General features: G+C 43.0%; 14 protein-coding genes. 7 read left to right on the top strand and 7 right to left on the bottom strand.

Going from position 1 to position 20461, the window contains the following annotated elements:
* Positions 1–17: 17 nt before the first annotated feature.
* Positions 18–2462 (bottom strand): DEAD/DEAH box helicase family protein, encoded by a 2445-nt coding sequence (locus MHM99_RS13625; RefSeq protein WP_239219755.1) that lies wholly within the window; start codon positions 2460–2462, stop codon positions 18–20.
* A gap of 194 nt (positions 2463–2656) precedes the next feature.
* Positions 2657–3919 (bottom strand): hypothetical protein, encoded by a 1263-nt coding sequence (locus MHM99_RS13620; RefSeq protein ID WP_239219753.1) that lies wholly within the window; start codon positions 3917–3919, stop codon positions 2657–2659.
* Positions 3920–5011: 1092 nt separating this feature from the next.
* Between MHM99_RS13620 and MHM99_RS13615 the strand changes: the two genes are divergently transcribed.
* Positions 5012–5986, top strand: a complete 975-nt coding sequence (locus tag MHM99_RS13615; RefSeq protein WP_239219751.1) for a hypothetical protein — start codon at positions 5012–5014, stop codon at positions 5984–5986.
* Positions 5987–7371: 1385 nt separating this feature from the next.
* Positions 7372–7956 (top strand): DUF4760 domain-containing protein, encoded by a 585-nt coding sequence (locus MHM99_RS13610; RefSeq protein WP_239219749.1) that lies wholly within the window; start codon positions 7372–7374, stop codon positions 7954–7956.
* Between the two features lie 21 nt (positions 7957–7977).
* Here the strand turns inward: MHM99_RS13610 and MHM99_RS13605 are convergent, their stop codons facing one another.
* On the bottom strand, positions 7978–8379 hold the full coding sequence (locus MHM99_RS13605) for a hypothetical protein (RefSeq protein ID WP_239219747.1): 402 nt from the start codon (positions 8377–8379) through the stop codon (positions 7978–7980).
* Between the two features lie 520 nt (positions 8380–8899).
* Here MHM99_RS13605 and MHM99_RS13600 point away from each other — a divergent pair.
* The 4 genes from MHM99_RS13600 to MHM99_RS13585 are packed head-to-tail and all read left to right on the top strand — an operon-like array spanning position 8900 to position 14553.
* On the top strand, positions 8900–9622 hold the full coding sequence (locus tag MHM99_RS13600; protein ID WP_069944200.1) for an ABC transporter ATP-binding protein: 723 nt from the start codon (positions 8900–8902) through the stop codon (positions 9620–9622).
* Positions 9619–11061, top strand: coding sequence for a DUF3526 domain-containing protein (locus tag MHM99_RS13595; RefSeq protein WP_156086366.1), 1443 nt, complete (start codon positions 9619–9621; stop codon positions 11059–11061). The genes MHM99_RS13600 and MHM99_RS13595 overlap by 4 nt, the downstream gene beginning before the upstream one ends.
* Positions 11061–12368 carry a DUF3526 domain-containing protein gene (locus MHM99_RS13590; protein ID WP_239219745.1) on the top strand — a complete coding sequence of 436 codons (1308 nt, stop codon included), beginning with the start codon at positions 11061–11063 and terminating at the stop codon, positions 12366–12368. The genes MHM99_RS13595 and MHM99_RS13590 overlap by 1 nt, the downstream gene beginning before the upstream one ends.
* Complete coding sequence (locus MHM99_RS13585) at positions 12358–14553, top strand: TonB-dependent siderophore receptor (protein ID WP_156086364.1); 2196 nt, start codon at positions 12358–12360, stop codon at positions 14551–14553. Before MHM99_RS13590 ends, MHM99_RS13585 begins: the two co-directional genes overlap by 11 nt.
* Before the next feature lie 82 nt (positions 14554–14635).
* Here the strand turns inward: MHM99_RS13585 and MHM99_RS13580 are convergent, their stop codons facing one another.
* Together MHM99_RS13580 and MHM99_RS13575 are read right to left on the bottom strand one after the other, a co-directional pair.
* Positions 14636–15862, bottom strand: coding sequence for a hypothetical protein (locus tag MHM99_RS13580; protein WP_156086363.1), 1227 nt, complete (start codon positions 15860–15862; stop codon positions 14636–14638).
* Positions 15863–16106: 244 nt separating this feature from the next.
* Positions 16107–17066 carry a LysR family transcriptional regulator gene (locus tag MHM99_RS13575; RefSeq protein WP_156086362.1) on the bottom strand — a complete coding sequence of 320 codons (960 nt, stop codon included), beginning with the start codon at positions 17064–17066 and terminating at the stop codon, positions 16107–16109.
* Positions 17067–17254: 188 nt separating this feature from the next.
* On the opposite strand from MHM99_RS13575, the gene MHM99_RS13570 reads away from it, so the two are divergent.
* Positions 17255–18085 (top strand): DUF4437 domain-containing protein, encoded by an 831-nt coding sequence (locus MHM99_RS13570; protein ID WP_156086361.1) that lies wholly within the window; start codon positions 17255–17257, stop codon positions 18083–18085.
* Positions 18086–18100: 15 nt separating this feature from the next.
* Here the strand turns inward: MHM99_RS13570 and MHM99_RS13565 are convergent, their stop codons facing one another.
* Positions 18101–19237, bottom strand: a complete 1137-nt coding sequence (locus tag MHM99_RS13565) for an ankyrin repeat domain-containing protein (protein WP_156086360.1) — start codon at positions 19235–19237, stop codon at positions 18101–18103.
* Between the two features lie 77 nt (positions 19238–19314).
* Positions 19315–20286, bottom strand: coding sequence for an NAD(P)H-dependent oxidoreductase (locus MHM99_RS13560; protein WP_156086359.1), 972 nt, complete (start codon positions 20284–20286; stop codon positions 19315–19317).
* Positions 20287–20461 lie beyond the last annotated feature (175 nt).

Here is a 20461-nt window from a genome sequence, read left to right as displayed (position 1 = left end):
TGCGGCCTGAGCGGTGCTCAGGCTGATTTATTTGGTGTGGTGTCGTAGATGGCTTTTTCCAGTTCAGCTATGGCTGCTTCATATTGTTTTGGCCCACCAAATCCTTTCTTGGCAATTTCGATGGGGCGGCCAAATTCTACAACTTTACCTGTTTTAAGGGCGTCTTTGCTTTCCAGCGCCTCTACGCCCTCATCGCTGTATTTATTCAACAGTTCATTCAAAACGGCCTGCGCCATTTCGCTGTACTTAGTGAAGTAGTTGCGCTTTTTAACATTGTTTGCGCGTTCTTTGCGCGTTAGCGGAGGCTGGTCGAAAACAACGTGGCATATCATATCAAAGGGATCTAACTCTTTCCCGATTTCTGCTTCCAATACTTCCCAAATAACCCCTTCAGACGCTAGTTCATCGATGATGGCTTGTTTACGCTCAGCACTGTTCCAGCGCTTGATGAAATCATTAAGGGATGCAAAAGATTTAGTGAGGGTCTTCTTGGTGTAGTCTTTAAATGATTCAGTAACGAGTTTGCCGTCTTCATCATAATACTGAACGCGCTCCCCGACTTTCTTAACTGCGACACCATTGATGTGATATTTGGTAACTGTCGTTTCTTCGTCGTCATCCCAGCCTGTTTGTGGTACATCCCCACCTTCAGGAAAATCAAAGTCATCATCGCTGCCGAGATTATCAGGGCTATCTGTAGTGCCTTCAGTTTCATCCTCTGAGTCGTGTCCTTCTAAAATATCGTCGAAATCAGAATCGGCATCATTGATATCGCTGGGCTTGGTGCTAATGACTTTTTCTGGGATACCGTCGAAGCGTTCATCGGCAAACAACTCTGTGGCTTTCTTAAAATCCAGAATGGTAAACCAGAGCTTGCCAAATTTATCATCGATACGCGTGCCTCTGCCGATGATCTGTTTGAACTTGGTCATACTCTGAATGTTCTGGTCGAGCACTACCAGCTTACAGGTTTTCGCATCAACGCCTGTTGTCATAAGCTCTGAGGTAGTAGCGATAACAGGATAAGTACGTTTGGGGTTAATGAAGTTATCCAACTGGGCTTTACCAATGGCATCATCACCAGTGATCTTCATTACGTACTTATCGTTTTTGGCATACTGTTCTGGGTTACAGTTAATCAACGCTCTGCGCATTCGTTCGGCGTGGTCGATGTCGTTACAGAACACAATGGTTTTTGCTAAGGGATCGGTACGTTTCAGGTAATTAGTAATTGTTTCTGCTACAAGTTGAGTGCGCTCATCGATGACCAAAGTACGATCAAAGTCTTTCTGGTTGTAAATTCGGTCTTCTACTTCATTACCATGCTTATCAACCTGCCCTTTGGTTGGTCGCCAACCTTGCAAGTCGATATCCAAATCCACGCGCACTACCTTGTAAGGGGCAAGAAAGCCGTCTTCGATTCCCTCTTTTAATGAGTACATATAAACTGGCTCACCAAAGTAGTCGATGTTAGAGACTTCATCGGTTTCTTTGGGTGTAGCAGTTAAGCCAATCTGAGTAGCAGAGCTAAAGTATTCAAGAATTTCGCGCCACGCACTCTCTTCTGATGCACTGCCTCTATGGCACTCATCAATCACGATAAGGTCGAAGAACTCAGGAGCGACTTGCTTATAGGCTTTCTGGCTTTCATCGGGGCCAGTCAATGCTTGATATAGTGCCAAGTGAACTTCGTAAGCGGGATCGACTTTTCTGCCTGTGATTTTCGTCATTGCCTGGCCGAAGGGCTGAAAGTCATTAATACGGGTTTGGTCTACTAGCACATTTCGGTCTGCCAGAAATAAAACACGCTTTTTCGCTTTGGCTTTCCACAAGCGCCAAATGATTTGAAAGGCGGTATAGGTTTTACCTGTACCTGTTGCCATTACCAGCAAAATCCTGTCTTTGCCTGAGGATACTGCTTCTACGGTTTTATTAATTGCTTGTAACTGGTAGTAACGCGGAGACTTACCAGAACCATCGTCATAGTAGTCTTGCGTGATAATGGGTAACTGTGATTCTTTATAGCCTTTATACGCACAATACTTTGCCCACAGTTGTGAGGGCGTTGGGAAGTCTTCTAGACTAATTTCGGTTTCAAGTTGCTGAGGGTTCGTTTTGTCGTGAAAGATAAAACCGTCACCATTACTGGCAAAAATGAAGGGCACATCGAGTAATTGGGCGTAATCAAGCCCTTGTTGCATCCCTTTACCAATTTCATGCTTATTGGCTTTGGCTTCTATAACAGCCAAGGGCATTGAGGGTTTGTGATAAAGCACGATATCAGCGGATTTTACTTTTTTACGTGCAGCCACCATTCCACGAACAACGACTTTACCATCACGCAGTTTTACTTCCTGGCGGATTTGGGTCATGTCATCCCAACCAGCTTGTTTCACAGCAGGCATGATGAACTTAGAAATTATATCGGTTTCTGATAGCGCTTTTTTATTCACTGAACTCATACGTACTCCGTATACAGTTCACGTGAAGGGCCAATGACCGTGCTCTAATGAGAACTGGGTTGATTCCCTTCAGCGTGACGAGATAGTCCTTTTGTGCGATGCTCGCGTGTATTCGCCTCTTATTAGACAAAAGTATCAGAACACCGCTTTATTGTCACTCATACGTACTGTAATCGGTCGTGCGACATTATAGTCTATTTTAAATAAATAGCTGAGGGTATATAGCCCCCTTTACTCGCGACGGCATACTTAATGTTCTTCATAGTAATTTGATGCTCTACACCAAAGTGCTTAAATATATCAACGAGGTTTTCAAAGACTTTATTCTTTTCCTCAATCTCAATCAGCATCGTTCGGTGAGGGTTACTGCAATCCTCCAGATAAAAACTTATTTCTACTAAGTATTTGTATTGCTCCGTGTAGAACAGCCTTACAGAGACAAAATTAGAGGTAATAGGTAGCAGGGATTCATTGGTGTCACTTTTTTTGATTGTCTGGGCATCAAATTTAAGCAGACTTTTTTCAATAAAAGGCTTCTCTAAACGGAACAGGTCGTTGCTTTCCCATACGCATTTCCCGATTACCACATACTCTTGATTAGGTAGTTTTTTGCGATTCAGCGTTAGCTTTCTTCCGAATTTAAATCCATCGTTAGCCTCAAAAACATGCGCAAATGACTTAAACTGGCAAATTGTACTCAGTTTTAATAACGCAATGAGTTCGAAGGTGTGCTGAGTTGGATTGTAATAGTCTAAGTTCAAAGTAAAGCCATGCTCGATTTGTTTACAGATACCGCGAAGAGTAATGCAATCCGAATTTGGAAAATCCCATCTGACCTCGCTACCAATTGCAATAGGCATGGTCACATCTTTTTGGTAATAAAGGTTTTCATAGAACTCTCTATTTTTGATTACCTTTTCGTCACTCAGCAAACGAAGGGCAGTATCGCACCAATGTTGAAAATAGGTATGTGAAAGGAGTCGATTAAGTAACTTAATTTTATGCTCTTTCACCAGTCGATTATTTTTTTGTTCAGTTCCAGAAGTATTTTCTCCCCTTTCTACCATCGGAATATGCACATAGCCTTTAACTAGCCTTTCATCAACGTTTATGACATTTAATACACTATTTATAAAGCCCTCAGAATTTACCAGCGCAACAACACTCGCTAATTGATTGAGTAGACCGTTATCAATAAATGCTTTATTCAAATCGCTAAGGCCTACTAACTCTGCCTCTACCCAGTGACCGTCCGAGGTCGAAGGTAAGCCATATAATTCTTGTATCACCTCCGACTCTTTTTCCGACAGTCGACGTCTACCAGACTTAATTTCACTAACTCGTGAAGGCTCTAAGTTCAAATCTTTGGCGACTTGACCACTGCTGGATATCGAGCACGCGTGTTCAATATAGTGTTTTGATATCTGCTTATTTAGTTTTGTTTCAGTTTCTTTCACAGCTTTCTCCTCGTTTTCGTCACCATACGATCGCAAATAATGATTTACGTTAAAAGCGTAATTTATGTGTAATTTTTACAATAAATAAAACACTAAATCAATCCGAGAAACCGCTGACGCGCTATTCATCGACTTTTACATACTGATTCACACACGAAGATAGCCGTTAACGAAAAAGCTTGTGGCAACCTCAAAAGTTCTCTTTGTTTGGCCCTTTTTAAGGCTGAAGACATAAAAGGAGAAATACATGAAATGTAAGCGGCAATTTTTTATCGCATTGTTTGACGTACTAAGCTCACAACTAATGATCATAGGAGACATTCTGTTTGCGATTTTTGTTGTGCAACTAATAACTCAATTCGAAGTGGCAGAGAGTTATCCGTTTACCGGAAAGAAAGGCTATTTGCTAATTTTGCTTATCTATTTATTATCACTTGCTTGTCACTTACAAAGTGCAAGGTTGCGAAAAAAATAGAATGTTCTTGGAGCACCCGCTGGGTGCTCTTTTTTCTTCTAATTATTTGCCCATTACCACCCGCAACTCGCTTTTCGCTCTCATCGAAGACGCAAACAACGTAATCGGTACGATTATGTAAAAAAGCTTGAGCAAAGCTCAATAACGACTGCGCAGATAATAGTTTTGTGAAACAGAACTATTATCGGAGCCGGAGGCAGCATCGCAGATTTAGCCAGATTTCATTTTGCTTATGCAAAATTGCTTGTAATTACGGAGTAATTGCAGGCAACTGAAACACCAACGGTGTGAACTCTGCGATGGGGTATTCAAAGCGCAGCTTTCCCTGAGTAGAGCCTGGTGGAATGTGGCTAAATCAGCGGTAGCTGACTCCGAGTAAAACTTCTGCCGCAGTCACAAAGTGACAAGTAGCAGAGCAGCGACGAGTCGCGTCAGCTCTGCTTTGCAGAAGGTTTACTTCTACGCAGTAGACAACATTTTAAGAATAAAAAATGTTGTAGCTAAGCAGTATGCTTAGCAAAGCGAAGCTTAAGCATAATGCAAAGCATTGTGCGCTCATTCGAAGATTCTCCCGAGCCTGATTCTATGTAGTTATGATTTAAAAACAGGAGAATGAAATGAACTACATAGACCGTGCAATCGAGTCTTCTACACGCAACCTATATATTACTAATAAGAGTGACCCAGCGTCACTTGGCATACAGCGAGAGAATGCCGCAATAGCGATAACAGGAATATTTGGAGTTACCTGTAAAACCGTAATTCAGCGGCACCTGGAGCTATCTAGAGAAGCCGTAAATAAACTTGTAAATAGACTCAAAAAGAAGCAAATCGTAGCTATACACCCTACTTTTGCTAACCAAGACAGGAACTTCATAGTTCTAACTAACCAAGGAATTCGGGAGGCGGAATTTTTGCTCAACAGAGAACTACACCTGCGCTCAGATGCTAGCAGAGTGAACGAACGAAATTTGCTTCATGACCTCTCGGTACAGATTGTTATTCTCGACTTAGTGAAGGCTAAGAAAATTACGGGATTTGCTTCTGAGCGCGATATTGCTATTCAGTTAGAGAATAGAGCAAATGACCCTCGACTGGTTGATGCTCTGGTCGTCGATGCAAATACTGGCTGTCGTATCGCTATTGAGATGGAAGCATCTAATGCCAAGAACAAATCTAATGGCGACCTTCGCGCAAAAATACTTAGCAAATATCTACAGGAATTTGAAAGTGACAACGGGCTATATGAATTTGTATACATGTATAGTCACCGCCAGCGTTTTCTTACTCAGATTGAGAAGGCCCACGCTCGTCTATTCGCAAATACCCGCTCTTCTTTCACTGAAAGTGAGCAAGTAACGCTGACGAACCGAATCAAATTTCAGCAAAACCAATGTAATGTCATATACGAATTAATGTTTAATAGTAAAAGGCCATTAGGAGATGAGAAGTCACAGTCTGTTTCCAGAGATGCGTTTTTCACCGAACTCGCCAAACTGGAAGCGCTTGCACAGAGTAGCAAAGACAGAATAGTGGAAATAAGGTTAGAAGGCTTTCGTGACGGAGGAAGAATTTTAGGGTTACTAGATTAATTTTAAACTTGACCTCAGGGAGCGATACGCTCCCTTTTTTATGGCCTTTTTAGCTTCAAGTGGCTTTGAGAATCGTGTTGATAAGCAAAGCAACTTTAACGCACATACCTCTATGCACGTCGAGCCAGCAGGAGGATTGCACTGTCGAGGTTTACTGTGCTATCAGTAGTGTTCCCACCCGAGTTCATGAGACTCAAGCAGATTGAGTTTATGAAAGATTGCGGCTCAGCTATTACTACATAGTCTCCGATTACGAAAAATTTCAGCATAATTTACATGACAATGGAAATTTCGGTTGAAGTAAACTGAATATAGTTACTGATTAATGTGAGCGCGACGCATTAGTCTGGTAACAGGTTTGACGGTACGCCATTAACATCCCCTTCATATAACAGGAGACTAAATATGACTTAAACCTATCTGGTAGATTGGCGTTGGCTCTTGCCATAAATTAGTGGGCTAGACGATGCGGAGGCGTCTTACAACCTCGGCATATAGATAAAGTGTTTGCTTTATCCCCTAAGGCGTACCGTCCTTTTTAATATGTAGTTTGCTTGTATCGAGTCACTTCGAGGTATTCCCGCGCCCTTTTGAATAGTCGAACGTTTGTAAAATCAGCATCTCGATTTTCAACACTGAAACTGTTGTATTGCTGTACGAAAGGCAACCATTGCGCAAATTAAAGTAAAAATATCCCTTTCATCTAGCAGAATTCTCATGAGCAGAACTTAGTTAATCATAGGACTAACTGAGGAATTTATTATGAGACCTAACTACGAAAGCGTTTTCGACGCTTGCATTAAACTCTCTGGAAAATGGATATCACTTGCTAATTCAGTGAGCTATGTCGCAATTATTAATACACTTTGGAACATACTGTTTCTATTGCTAGATTATCCCGACCTCATTGCTTTTGAGGCATTGTCATATAGGTTATTTTTGATTTCGTTTGGATGCGTGGGGATAGGGGTTATTTTTTCACTAGCTGCGTATTTTTGTATGCGAAAATTGGAGAGTAAATAATATTGAGCACCCCGCTAGGGGTGCTTTTCTTTCGAACATGTGATCTTGATAGTTTGGTAAAATGTAGATATTATATGGAAATAAGTGTTGATCTATCTCGCTGTCTATGGCAAGCTTTTCGAAGAAAAGCTTGCCATAGACAAAGGCGAAGAAAAAAACCTTTACAATCAGAGGGTTACTGCAGAAAAGACTTGTTTCTTGACTGAGGTGATTATTCAGTTATATTAGTCTTTAAGTAACGTACAGGAGTAATACGATGTACAGAGAAGAAGATTGGGGCGATTTAGGCTAACTAAGCCTACAAACTATATTTAAAAGCACAATGAGTTCATTGTGCTTTTTTCGTTTAGAAGAGGTGGTTCATGGATGAGTGTTTTAGGGATATGGGCTACCTTATATGTATAGCAAGGTATCACCCTACATTTTACTCCACTCTTGGAGCAGCTGTGCTCGCAGCACTATTCGCTTACGTCAGCATAAAAATGAATAGGAAATCTGCCCGAGAAAAAAACTCCGTTGACTTTGAGCACAATTACAAAAATAGCGACAAAGTAAGAGATGCTTGGCTTGTTTTGATGAAGATAACGCAAAACCGTCTGCAGCAGCCAATAGTTGAGTTCGCAAAAAAGGAAATGTATGCCACTACTGAAACCCAAGCAATTGTAACTATTCTGAATGAATGGGAACGAGCAGCAAATGGTATACACCACAGAGTATATGATGGTAATTATTTGTACAAAACATATGGAACAACGGTTCTAGATCTTTATGCTTATACTTATGAGTTTATAAAAGAGCGTCAGAAATCAAAGCCTCGTTCATACGCTAACTTCTGTCGGCTTTATCTAGCCTGGAAAGTTCGGAGATGTAAAGAAGAAAGGAAAAGCCTTGATAAGGATTTCAAGAGGCTACATACAGCACTTTACAAATTATATAAGGAAATTTAAAAAAGGGCTGCAAAGCAGCCCTTAAAGTAAGTCGATCTGCTCACTCCATTCATCAATTGCTTCCACCGAAAAATAACGCTTTTTCGATACGCCGAACACGTTTTCAAATTCAACATCATCCACTTCTTTAGAGTTGATGAATTCAGAGATCTGTAGTTCGAAGAACAGAAATAACAAGCACCTTTCTGGTGGAGTGAAGTATTTCTTTCTCAGTTCCTCAGGAAGCTGCTGTACTAGCCCATCTGAGAGTACAAAGCCGTTAGTTATAAACTTCTCATCTTTGTGTTCATAGATATAGTCGAGTGACTCTGGATTAAAATGCCAGCAGACTCGAAACTTATCAGGCCACTCCGTTCTTGTAGCGCGTTTGAATTGATGAATAAATGTGATTTGCAGATCACGTTTTGATGTCTTTTTAGTCATAGTTAAGTCCAATTTAGTAAACCTCATAACTAACTAGGCTTACATTTGGAGAATTATGGTAATATGACTCACAGAACAGGCATGGAGCGTAAGCATGGATTGGAAATTCTTCGCAGTGTTCTACGGATTGTATTTGGTATATGAGTTATGCAGGGTGCTTTACGAATGTTGGAAGGACAAAATGACCTTTAGGCAGTGGTGGAATGCGCCTTTGAAAAAAGAGAAGCCAACCAATTTTGAAGCATAAGGTCTTAGCCTAGCAGAAATCAAAAAACACAAATACTGCACAGACTCCCCTACAGGCCAATAAAATAGCGACTAAGACGCGGGTTCAAATCCCGCCAGCTCCACCACTTTCAAAGGCTTGCCACTCGGCAGGCCTTTTTCGTTTCAGCTTCCGAAATTTGTAAATTGTTTCTAATTAAAACAAAACACACACTACCTAAATAAAAGCTATTCCCATCTAGATGGTTATATTATAACATTGCAGCACGATTCTAATGTATAGCTTCTCCAAACAATGCAAACAAATTCAGTGATATGCGCGGATGCGCTTACCGTGTGTGTTGACGATCGCACGCTTCTAGACAATCTCAATTTTAATGTAGGAAAAGGCGAAGTATTTGCACTTTTAGGTGGAAATGGCGCAGGTAAATCCACCACCCTTAAAACTTTTTTAGGGCTTATGAAGGCAAGTAGCGGTAGCGCCACTGTATTAGGGCATAATGCCTCTACCCAGCCAAACCAAGTTCAAAAGTCTGTTGCCTACTTACCCGAATCTGTCACCTTATATGGCCATCTTTCTGGCGTAGAAAACATTCGTTATTTCTTGTCAGTGGCTGGAGTCGATAAGTCTGACGACGATATGTTCGCCGCACTTCGCAAGGTCGCACTTCAAGAAGATTCGTGGAATAAGGCGCTATCTAATTATTCAAAAGGCATGCGTCAGAAGACCGCAATTGCCCTGGCGCTACTGCGCAATGCGCCTGTTCTTTTTTTAGATGAACCTACATCTGGGCTAGATCCAGCAGCCATCGACGAATTTAATGCGCTAGTGTCAGAGCTGGCAGCGGGTGGCGCTACTATTTTTATGGTTACCCACGACGTTTATGGAGCCTGCCAAGTTGCCCATCGAATTGTGCTTTTAAGTAATGGCAAATTAACCGGTTCCTTCGAGCGCGCTGGCGATACGCCAATAGATACTGAAGCCGTTCACGCAGCATTTGCAGGGCGTAATGTATGATACTGAATGTTGCTAAAATCATTTGTGCAGAACAGTGGCGCTATTGGATGCGAACAAAAGTAGCAGCGACCGTTTTATTGCTAGGCGCTATGCTTACCATAGCTGCACTGGTAGTTAACGCCTTTCACGTCGATGAGGCTGCCCACACCAGAGACCACCTTCAAACAGAAGCTGAACAACGCTTTGAGGCACAGCCTGATAAGCACCCTCATCGCATGGTGCATTATGGTCATTATGTATTTCGTGCCCCCACTCCACTGAGCGTAATTGAACCGGGTGTCGATACCTACACGGGGAACGCTATATTTTTAGAAGGGCACCGCCAAAATAGTGCGATGTTCGCCGAGCAGCGCCAATCCGCAGGACTTACACGCTTTAGTAGTTTAACACCCAGCTTTTTAGCTTTGGTTCTTGCACCTTTATTTATTATTCTAATTGGCTACGGCAGCGTGTCACGTGAACGCGAAGCCGGCACGCTAACCCTACTGCTTTCTCAAGGCACCACCCGTTGGCAATTGCTCTTAGGGAAGCTTCTGGCGCTTATAACCGCTAGCAGCCTATTTTTACTCCCGCTACTGCTTGCCTGTCTTTATGTCGCGTTTTCAAACGAAAGTGCACTTGTTGTAATACTCTTTTGCTTTAGTTATGTGGTTTACTTTTTACTGTGGGCCACGGTAGTTACTGCGTGCTCGGCAATATTTGAGAAAAGCAGCGTTAGCTTCACTGTACTTGTTGTCATTTGGATGAGCGCTTGTGTGTTACTTCCTCGTTTAGGGAGCAGCGTTGCCACAAACGTTGCCCCTTCAATGGGAAAACTTGAAGCCGATTTCAAAGTGGAAAAAAAACTTAGAAGTTTAGGTGACGGTCATGACGTTAACGATCCTGCATTCAAAAAGCTAAAAGAAGATTTGCTCGCTAAATACAATGTAGATTCAGTTGACGACTTACCCGTTAATTTCAGGGGCATTGTTGCCCAGTACTCCGAAGGTCGACAAGCCAAAGTGCTTAATGAGTTTGCTGAAACGCGAATGTCCGAAGAGTTGGAACAAGCCCAAATAGCACGGCAGTTTGGCTGGCTTTCGCCTACGGTTGCGGTGCGCTCTATTTCTACGATCCTTGCGGGAACTAGCCTCGAGACACACCACCGCTTTTTAAGGGAAGCGGAAACGCTAAGACTTGAGTTTGTTCAGGCTTTGAACAAGGTTCACGCTGAAAAACTCGATTACAAGTTAGATATGAACCGCAACGCCAGTGAAGAAGCAGCAGACAAAGCTGTGGTTGGCGCAGATAACTGGGCGATCTTAGCAGAGTTTGATTTTAAACCAGAAGCAGGAAGCACACGCATTAGTAACGCGTTGATTTATTTTATTCAGCTGTTGCTTTGGATGGGACTTACCGCACTACTTCTTCAAGCTGCAGTTAGGAATTTAAATCCATAATGCGTTATAGCGATATTAAACGAGAAGCGGGTTTCGTATTTGGCCATCGTCAGATAAAACTAACGCTTTTGGTCGTCTTTCTTTTAAGCTCGGTGTCGTTGTGGTCTGGCTATTCGGAAATGCAAGAGCAGCAAGCCACTATAGAGCGCTTGTTAGAGAAAGATGAAACAGAACGTAACGCTGTCCTTGCTCACCAATCTAATTATGGCATGGTAGCCTATTACGCCTTTCATTTGACCTATGCCCCGCCCTCGCCGTTGGCGTTTGCTGCCGTAGGAGAGCGCGATGTGTTTCCGTGGAAGCACCGTATTAGAATGCTAGCGCTAGAAGGTCAGATTTATGAAAGCGATACAGACAATCCGGAGCTTGCTTTCTTAGGGCGTTTTGACTTTGCTTTCGTTACCAGTGTGCTGTTGCCTCTGTTTATCATTTTGCTCCTTTACGACTTAAAAGCGAAGGAACGCGAAGCCCGCCGTTTTGACTTACTTAATGTAACCGCACGCAATTCGCATGCTATTTGGTCATCACGCGTATTGGTAACCCTGGTGCCCTTGGCACTAGTTACACTTATTCCGTTTATTGCCTTTAGTGTAGTGAATGGCGCGTCTGTGTTTCAAACAGTAACGGTTTGTACCATCGTCATTGGCAGCATAATTGTTTGGAGCGCTATTGTGCTTGCTATAGGTGCTGCTAAGCGTTTTGCCAATTTCAGCGCCACGCACCTAGCTTCAATCATGTTAGGCGTATGGCTTGTCACAACGGTTATTGTGCCAGTTACCGGGCACACCATAATTAATGCGTCGGTCGATACACCTGAGGGCGGCGACATTGTGCTCACGCAGCGAGAAGCCGTTAACAGTGCATGGGACAAACCTGTTGAACAAACATGGGATGCGTTTATTGAAACTCACCCACAGTGGGCGGATAAAACCGACTTTGATCCACAACGAGACAGTTCATTTAATTGGAAGTGGTATTACGCATTTCAACAAGTTGGCGACCAAACGGCAAAGGAACTTTCAGAGGCTTATCAAGCCGCCACCTTACGCAAAGATAAAATTGCAAGCTATGTTGCTCTGCTATCCCCGTCTTTGTTAACGCAACGCTTATTAACGAGTGCGGCTGATACCGATGTTAAAGCCATGGTTAACTACGAAAATAATGTTCGCGAGTTTCATGCGTCGTTGCGCAAATTCTACTATCATCACTTGTTTGAAGCCCCGGAGTTTTCATCGGCCAGTTTTAAACAGCTACCTCAATTTTCACCAAAAATAAGAAAGACACAGGAAAACACTAATGAAGACTAGTTGGGTAAAATCTACCCTCGCCCTTTCTATCGCAACGCTTTTGAATGCGCCTGCAAATGCGCAAAATACTGATATTCAATCGGAAGCGGATGTAGAGAAAATTACGGTGCATGGTATGCACCGTGCGTATCAAGGGGCATTTGAATATAAAGAAGTGCCGGCAGCAGCGCAGGATATCGACCTTGGTCTCATCAATGATGCAGGCGCTATAAACCTTAACGACGCTTTAGACCTGTCCGCTTCGGTAGCAAGGCAAAATAACTTTGGTGGCCTTTGGAACAGCTTTGCTATTCGTGGTTTTTCAGGTGACGAAAACTTACCTAGCGGGTTTCTGGTAAACGGTTTTAACGCAGGACGCGGATTTGGCGGACCTCGTGATCTCTCTGGCATTGATCATGTTGAAGTCTTAAAAGGTCCTAAAGCTGCGCTGTTTGGTCGCGGTGAACCAGGTGGAGCGGTAAACCTTGTTACAAAGCGCCCCCAGTTTCGTCAAGGTGGTGAAATTAAAGCAACTTACGGAAGCTGGTCGCAGAAGCGCATTGAGGCTGATGTACAATCGGTTGCAGGCAGTACTGAAAATGTAGGTGTACGCTTAGTAGGCTTTTATGAAGATGCTGAAAGTTTCCGCGATACAGTAGAAACAGAGCGTTTTGGCTTTTATCCATCGGTTACGTGGGAAGCATCAGCAGACACCACGGTTACGTACGAACTCGAATACACCGAGCAAAAAATTCCTTTCGACCGTGGCGTAGTGGCCATCGATGGTAAGTTGGGCCATCAGCCAATTGAAACCTTTACTGGCGATCCTAATGGCGACACCATCGATACGGAAGTGGTTGGTCATCAAATTGAGATTTCTCATAAACTTGCTGACGAATGGAACCTGCTTTTGGGTGCTGGCTTACGCGATACCACTTTCGAGGGTAATGCATTAGAAAACAACTTTGATGGTCGCCAAACATTGTTTATCGATCCTAATCAAGCTTTGTTGTCTCGTTTTAAGCGCTACCGTAATTTCCAAACCGATTACTACGTTTTACGCGGCGAAATCGCGGGACAATTCGATACTGGGTCGCTATCACATCGCGTGATTATTGGTGCTGACTACGATAAGTTTGAAAATGACCAGATTATTCTGCGCTATCGCCCGCCATTCTTTTCAAGCGATACTGACATTAACGACTTGGACTTAGAACAGTACTTAGTGGTCGATATTTTTAATCCGGATTACTCACCACTTCCAGATGTGGAATTGTCTGACAACTTGGACCGTTTTGAAGTTCAGGAAGCGTGGGGGATCTATTTCCAAGACCAAATCAACATCACTAATAATTTCCAAGTTAGGCTGGGGGGTCGCTTCGATAAGTTCGAACAGGAAATTGATAATCGCTTAGCGTCACCTGTAAGTACCACATCACAAGACGACACACGCTTTTCGCCACAAGTGGGCGCTGTTTACTTGTTTGATGACACCACAAGTGTGTACGCAACCTACGGTGAAGGTTTCCGTCAGCTGACGGGGTCGGATTTCGCCGGAAATCCGTTTGAACCTAACGAATCTAAATCTGCGGAAATTGGCGTTAAAGCTGATCTTACATCGATGTTTAATAATATACGGGGTGATATCACCTTCGCCGTGTTTAATATCGAGCAAAGTAACATCCTTGTTTATGATGATAGCCCTGAGGCGTCTGACGGCTTCTTCTTAACCCCCGCTGGCGAAGCGCGTAGCCGTGGTGTTGAGTTAGACATTAACGCTGAATTTGAAAATGATATTTCGCTTTGGGTGTCGTACACCTTCGTAGATGCTGAAAGTACAAACGATGCGGCGGATGCTAACTTTGTTGCAGCCATTGAATCTGGCGATCCTTTAATTAACGTTCCAGAAAACCAATTAAGCATTCAGTTGAGCAAGGGACTTATATTTGCTGATATGCCAGTACGTATCGGTTCAGGACTGTTGTATGTTGATGAGCGTTTAGGTCAAACCGCTACCGACTTCTACTTACCAAGCTACACCACGGTTCGTGCGTTTGCTGAAATAGAACCTGTAGAAAACTTGTCAGTTAAAGTTGCAGTAGATAACCTGTTTGATGAAGAGTTTTATACTAACTCTTTCGCAGATGTGTGGGTTGAACCTGGCGCGCCTCAACGCTTTAGGCTTACCGCCGCCTATCGCTTTTAAGGTCTAGAATTTAACGTAAAAGGAAGCGGGACTTATTACCGCTTCCTTACTACGACTTTTGAATGTTTAATTTTTGTGTAAATTAAGAGTTTTGTAAAGTCTGAATCGGCTCGATGTCAGACGTATTATTCTTGATAAATGACTCTATATCGTTAATTTTCTCTTTAGAAAATCCGAGTCTTGCTTCTATACCAGTAGTTCCGTCAGCGTTTTCAATGATATCAAACTCGTTTACACCTAAGGTGCGCGAAAATGCAGTGTGAACCTGATTATTGTTGATATCGACAATTTTAATTTTCGTCGATGTTCTATATATAGCCAGTGGGCCTGACTGCGTTTGTACCCAATTGATTGACCAGAAATAGTGACTGTAATTAGGTAAGCCAAGTTTTGTGTACAGCGACTCTTTGAAATCCACGTTTTCGCACTTGTTCATCACAGCATTTTGACGTTCGCAGTTTGAGTATTCTGCAACATCCTTACCTCCTAATCCAACATCCATTGGAACGATGGTCTTTCCGTCTAGACTAACTAAAACATAGTCATCAAACTTGTTAAGTCCAAACGTATTACCTATTTCTTTAAAGGAGTCTAGCAATCCGCCCACACTGTCGCCTTTGTCTCGAGGATCTTTCTCTAACAAAATAAAACCTGTAGATGCAGCATCGCCCTTCTGATGTTTAGCGATGTGGTAGTTATCTAAGAGTGTTATATTTTTTACGTTATCATTGTCTATAATATAGCGAAAAGCAGACCCCGGACGGCCAATAATAAAACCGTCTGAAGTAGGAATTACACTGCTACCTGTTGCAGTTTTTCCGGTAACTGTTTTTACTTCATACCGGTCACCACGCTTCCACACCGTTGCAATTTTTATAGGTGCTTCAGTTGATTTGGCTTTGTGATATTTGAGTGTAAATGAGCCATCGAAATTTTCTACCGCATAGGTAAACTCACCAGTAAACCTATTACCTCCGAAGTTGGCAACTTGTCCTTCGAAGTCATGAAACATCTCCCCATCTATCATGATGCCATCTTTCTTACGATAAAAAATCGCTGCTCCGCCGGTTTCGTCAATTTTCTGTTTTTGTGCTGTAAGTTCAGTCGCACTGATAACGATTTCTGGCTGGGGTGCAGCTTGCTGTTGCTGTTGGGCAGCAACAGGTAAGGACATGCCTTGAATTTTCGCAAGAAACGCTTGCTTCATTTGGTTCGCCATTGCCTGCTCTTCTGGCGAGGGTGGTGTACTACCACACGCAGTAAGAAGTGAAACTGCTAATAAAGATGGAACTAATAGTTTTGCATTCATGTGTTTTCTCTGTTTTTCGCTTTAGCTAAAATATTTAGAACTGAAGCTTTTTTATGAAAACAAAGGATTGCACATGACGAGACTTCACCATGCCGTCCTGCATAGTTGAGTGTACTATTGAAATGTCGCAATCCCTTGCGAGCACTATTAAAGGATATTCCAGTCTTTTTTTCAATTATAAGATTCTGTTTTTAGTTTATTTTTTATTCACTTAGCATAAAAAAATGAGTATCTAAAAACGAGCTCAAATTTCATTGGAGACAGGCCACTCTCGCTCCGTCAAAATATATGTATTGATAAGACGTTGACGCTTATTTTCAATAACCTGTTTTAATTCATCTCTAATTAATCTTACCGCTGGCGTAATAAGATGCCGGCTAGGCAGCATGAGCCACATTTCAGTTAGCGGTACGTGGTAACCAGTCAAAATACGCTGCAGCTTTCCGCTCAGTAAATCCCCCGCAACGTCTATACATGACTTTTTAGCGATCCCCTCTCCATCTACGCACCAGCGCCGAACAATATCACCGTCATTCACAGCGCGATTACTGTTCACTTTCACTTTAACTCTCTCGCCCTCGTTGATAAGTTCCCACGTATTATGGGTTTGGTCGTAGAGCTTATAAAGAAGTGCGTTGTGCTGCGCTAAATCAGTCAAAGTTGTAGGCTCACCGTTTCTTTCTAAATAATCGGGAGACGCGCAAATCACATGCGGAATATTGCACACTTTAAAACCATACATCTGCGATTCTTTAACCGCTTCTTTTGTCATGGCTCTAAGTGCTACATCTACACCATCGCGGTAGAAGTCCACCCGACTGTCGCTCACATGTAATCGCAATGAAAGTTCTGGATTTTCGCGTTGCACTTTATTTAGCAGTTCACGCATTAAGTTGCGACCCATTTCCGAAGACATCGCCATGCGAAGCTCACCATGAATGCTCTGCTTCTGCTCTGTTACTAATGCAAGGCCCTGCTGTAAGGTGTCGAGTGCTTGCTTTGCCATAGGCAAATACTGCTCTCCTTCAGGTGACAATCGAATTTTGCGTGTACTTCGCACAAATAGGGCTACGCCAAGCTGCTCTTCTAAACGTTTAACCGCCATACTTGCAGCAGATGAGCTAATATCAAGTTTTATCGCAGCAGTGGTTATCGAGCTCACTTCAGCCACCTTTACGAACACAGACAGGTCTTCGGTTTTCATACTTCCCTCAACGTTTATTTCACTCTTTTGATTTCAAGGCAAAAAAGACAAAGCAAAATGGAGCACCTCTATTATCCACATTTTCAGGAAAGTCTTTATTGATTTTGGTCGTTTATGAGACTTATTCGAAATAATAGACTGTGCCTGTCTGTTAAATAAAACCTACGACCAACAATTAGGAGGTTTGAATGAAACCAACGAAACGAAACAAACTTACAATAGCATCGCTATTATTGAGCACCTGTTTTCTTCTTGTACCCGGCGCACAAGCACAAGGCAAAGTTATTGCAGCCAAGGATGTAGAGTGGGGTTACTTGAACCCAGCCCGTGGCGACAAAAGCCCCGGGGCAGCAGACTTGTGGGGAGACAGAACAAAAGACACGGCAACGGGGATGTTAGTGCGATTTAACAAAGGCTTTGAATCGCCACCGCACATTCACAACATAACCTATAGAGGTATTGTGATTGAAGGTGAAATGCACAATGACGATCCAAACGCAGCAAAGATGTGGATGCCAACAGGTTCGTTTTGGACTCAACCTGCAGGTGAAGATCACACGACTGCAGCAAACGACAAAACCAACCTGATTTACCTGGAAATTGATGAAGGCCCATACCTTGTAAAGCCATCAAGAGAACATTTTGACAACGGTGAAAGGCCAATCAACGTTCACGCAGACAATATGGTGTGGCTGCAAAAAAGCGACCTTGTAAATATAGCGGCCGACGGTGTTTCTATTGCCTATTTGTGGGGCGACACAAGTAGTGTATACGGCACCCTTATCAAGCTTCCAAAAGGATTTAAAGGTTCAATAAAATCTAATGGTGATGAATTCAAGGCAGTGGTTATCAAGGGTAGTCTCAATTATACCCAAAACAATACCTCCAGACAGATTGAATTAAACGCAGGAAGTTATATTGAATCATCAACTGCCGCACACCATTCTGTTGAAAACGCAAACCAGAGCGAAACCATTGTATACGTAAGAACGTCGTCAAAATTTAGCGTTGCAGATTAGTACGCTTTTTTCAGCTCACTTACGCGGGGCATTTCCACGCTTGCTTCGCGTATTTTCTAGGTATTCAGCAATCATAGAATAACCGTTTTGCCTTGCAAGCTGCTCTGGTGTATTGCCATCGTAACCTTTCAAATCTAACCTAGCTCCTGCTTCCACCAATACTTTCGCTGCCTCTAAATGCCCATGCCACACTGCGTCATGAAGCGGTGTATACCCGTTGTTAGGACCTTGCGCGTTAAGCACATCCTGAAAGCCAGGATATTGACTAAGTAACGTCAGCATGTCTGCACGCCCAAAATATGCGGCTTTGTGTAAAGCAATTGCGGCCATGTAGGCGCCGGTAAGCGTTTGATCTGCGCCGTTATCTAGCAACAGCTTTGCTACTTTCAGGTAGCCTTTCATCGCTGCAAGCAGCAGCGCGCTATGAAAATCACTGCCTTGTTTCAATACGGGCGCAACCGCATTAACGTCATACCCTTTTTCTAGCAGCACTTTTATTTCAGCTACCATTTCTTCTTCAGACAGCGCTTGGTTGGCAACGATCATATAAATGGCTGCTTTTTCTTGCGCTTGCTGCAGCGTTTTCTCTTTATGAGCCGCAAATAGCGCGTTAATAGTGGCAACATCTTCATTTAACGCTTTATCGTTTGCTTTTGCACCGCTTCGATTAAACCCAAGGGCTGTAGCGCCTGCCGCTGAAATAACGGTGGTATCGATGTCGGGCAAACTTAATAAATATTCCACCGCGGGAATATTTCTGTGCCACACGGCCAATAGCAGTGGCGTTCCGCCCAGGCGTACTGACTGCAAGTTTACGAATGCCCCCTCCTTCACAAGCAGTTTAACAAGGTCTAAATTCCTTCCTTGAACAGCCAGATGAAGCGGTGCTACCCCCATTAATCTATCGAGTGCGTTAACATCTGCGCCGCTATCTATAAGGGCCTTAACACGCTGTATATCGTTATCCCACACTGCTTTGTGCAGCGGTGTTAGGTTCTGATTTATGTTGCTTTCAAACTTACTTGAATAGAGCGCCCCTATTGCTTCGTTTGCCACGGCTTCGCTAAACGAGGTGGTAATGCCCATGCCAGAGAGCATAATTAACGCCAGAGACTGACACGCTTTTCTTGTAAACGGGATAGGTTTATTCATTGTCTCGCCTAACTTTTTAAATGCTTTTTGCCTTGGTTTTAAATTCTGGTTTTGAGTTTTTAGCACGTTGTTAATCCCTACAAAGGACTAACAACGTAACTGTCGATGGTTACTTTACCTTCGGTATCAATATGCACATGCCAGCGCTCTTTTACCTGTACCTCAACCGATTCCCCTTTAAAGTCAGACGATTCAAATGTGTCAGCGCGAAGGTTAATTCGAAGGTCTACTATAAACCCATTGGGCTTCGCTGAATCAGCATCGGGTTTGATATCAATTTGATCTACGCGGTGCTCACAGTTAGGTTTAAACGTCTTGCGTGCCCACGCGTACCAGTCGTTGAATCCAGCATGGCCTTGAAATCGTCCCTCTGGCGCTTGCCAGACAACCTCCTCGCTGAGATTCGGTAGAAACGCTTCACTTGACGCCGGTAATTGATCGAACTGCCCAAACCACGTCGTTACAAACTGTTTGATACGCAATTCTGGAGAGTTCATCAAAACATCAATAGCATCGGCTACCCGCTTACCATGTTGATCACCACGGGCCTGAACGTCTGAAAGCGTGTTGTAAACACCTTCAATGTACACCATGCGATGGCTGTAAATTGGCTTGTGGTACTGCATTTTTGCAAGGTAAGCGAGCTGTTCTAGCGGGCGTAAGAATTCTTCCACACTGAAATGGTTATAGCCTAGCGGTCTATAAGACTCTTTTGGGCCACCTACCGAAATGGACAGTAAAAAGTGCTTATTCGCCAGCTTGTCTCCTTCAGGGCCAAACGCAAAATTATAAGTAAATACTTGGTCAATCCAGCGCTTAAGTAAAGCTGGTACAGAATACCAGTAGAAAGGAAACTGCAGCACAATTACCTCAGCTTCAAGCAAGGCTTTTTGCTCTGCCTCTACATCAATTGGGTTGTTAGAATAAAGGGTGTCCAAACGTCTAACTTCAATGTCGTCTATGCGCTTAGTCAGGCTTTGCAAAATAGCGCTATTAGCATTGGACTGGTCTAAATTAGGATGGCCGGAGATAACTAATACTTTACTCATTACTTCTACCTTTGCGTGATAATTTTATGGTTGGTTCAAAGTGAACAGATAGAAGTTTATGCTTGAACAACCTTTAGTTTTATATGATGATTAACTCAAAGATTATTAGTTTAAAACTAACAATTAAATTCTAGACATAATTTTGGGCTTGAAACCCTTCGACCAATTTGTCACT

This window comes from Alteromonas sp. MmMcT2-2, assembly GCF_022348305.1.
GTDB lineage: Bacteria > Pseudomonadota > Gammaproteobacteria > Enterobacterales > Alteromonadaceae > Alteromonas > Alteromonas macleodii.
Note: the sequence above shows the minus strand (reverse complement) of the source record. Positions and strands in the feature narration are given on the sequence as shown.

What these genes read in the sequence shown, in the direction of transcription:
- MHM99_RS13625 (WP_239219755.1), bottom strand. Translation starts at nt 2,462, where the DNA reads ATGAGTTCAGTGAATAAAAAAGCGCTATCAGAAACCGATATAATTTCT.
- MHM99_RS13615 (WP_239219751.1), top strand. Translation starts at nt 5,012, where the DNA reads ATGAACTACATAGACCGTGCAATCGAGTCTTCTACACGCAACCTATAT.
- MHM99_RS13610 (WP_239219749.1), top strand. Translation starts at nt 7,372, where the DNA reads ATGGATGAGTGTTTTAGGGATATGGGCTACCTTATATGTATAGCAAGG.
- MHM99_RS13605 (WP_239219747.1), bottom strand. Translation starts at nt 8,379, where the DNA reads ATGACTAAAAAGACATCAAAACGTGATCTGCAAATCACATTTATTCAT.
- MHM99_RS13600 (WP_069944200.1), top strand. Translation starts at nt 8,900, where the DNA reads ATGCAAACAAATTCAGTGATATGCGCGGATGCGCTTACCGTGTGTGTT.
- MHM99_RS13595 (WP_156086366.1), top strand. Translation starts at nt 9,619, where the DNA reads ATGATACTGAATGTTGCTAAAATCATTTGTGCAGAACAGTGGCGCTAT.
- MHM99_RS13590 (WP_239219745.1), top strand. Translation starts at nt 11,061, where the DNA reads ATGCGTTATAGCGATATTAAACGAGAAGCGGGTTTCGTATTTGGCCAT.
- MHM99_RS13585 (WP_156086364.1), top strand. Translation starts at nt 12,358, where the DNA reads ATGAAGACTAGTTGGGTAAAATCTACCCTCGCCCTTTCTATCGCAACG.
- MHM99_RS13580 (WP_156086363.1), bottom strand. Translation starts at nt 15,862, where the DNA reads ATGAATGCAAAACTATTAGTTCCATCTTTATTAGCAGTTTCACTTCTT.
- MHM99_RS13575 (WP_156086362.1), bottom strand. Translation starts at nt 17,066, where the DNA reads ATGAAAACCGAAGACCTGTCTGTGTTCGTAAAGGTGGCTGAAGTGAGC.
- MHM99_RS13570 (WP_156086361.1), top strand. Translation starts at nt 17,255, where the DNA reads ATGAAACCAACGAAACGAAACAAACTTACAATAGCATCGCTATTATTG.
- MHM99_RS13565 (WP_156086360.1), bottom strand. Translation starts at nt 19,237, where the DNA reads ATGAATAAACCTATCCCGTTTACAAGAAAAGCGTGTCAGTCTCTGGCG.
- MHM99_RS13560 (WP_156086359.1), bottom strand. Translation starts at nt 20,286, where the DNA reads ATGAGTAAAGTATTAGTTATCTCCGGCCATCCTAATTTAGACCAGTCC.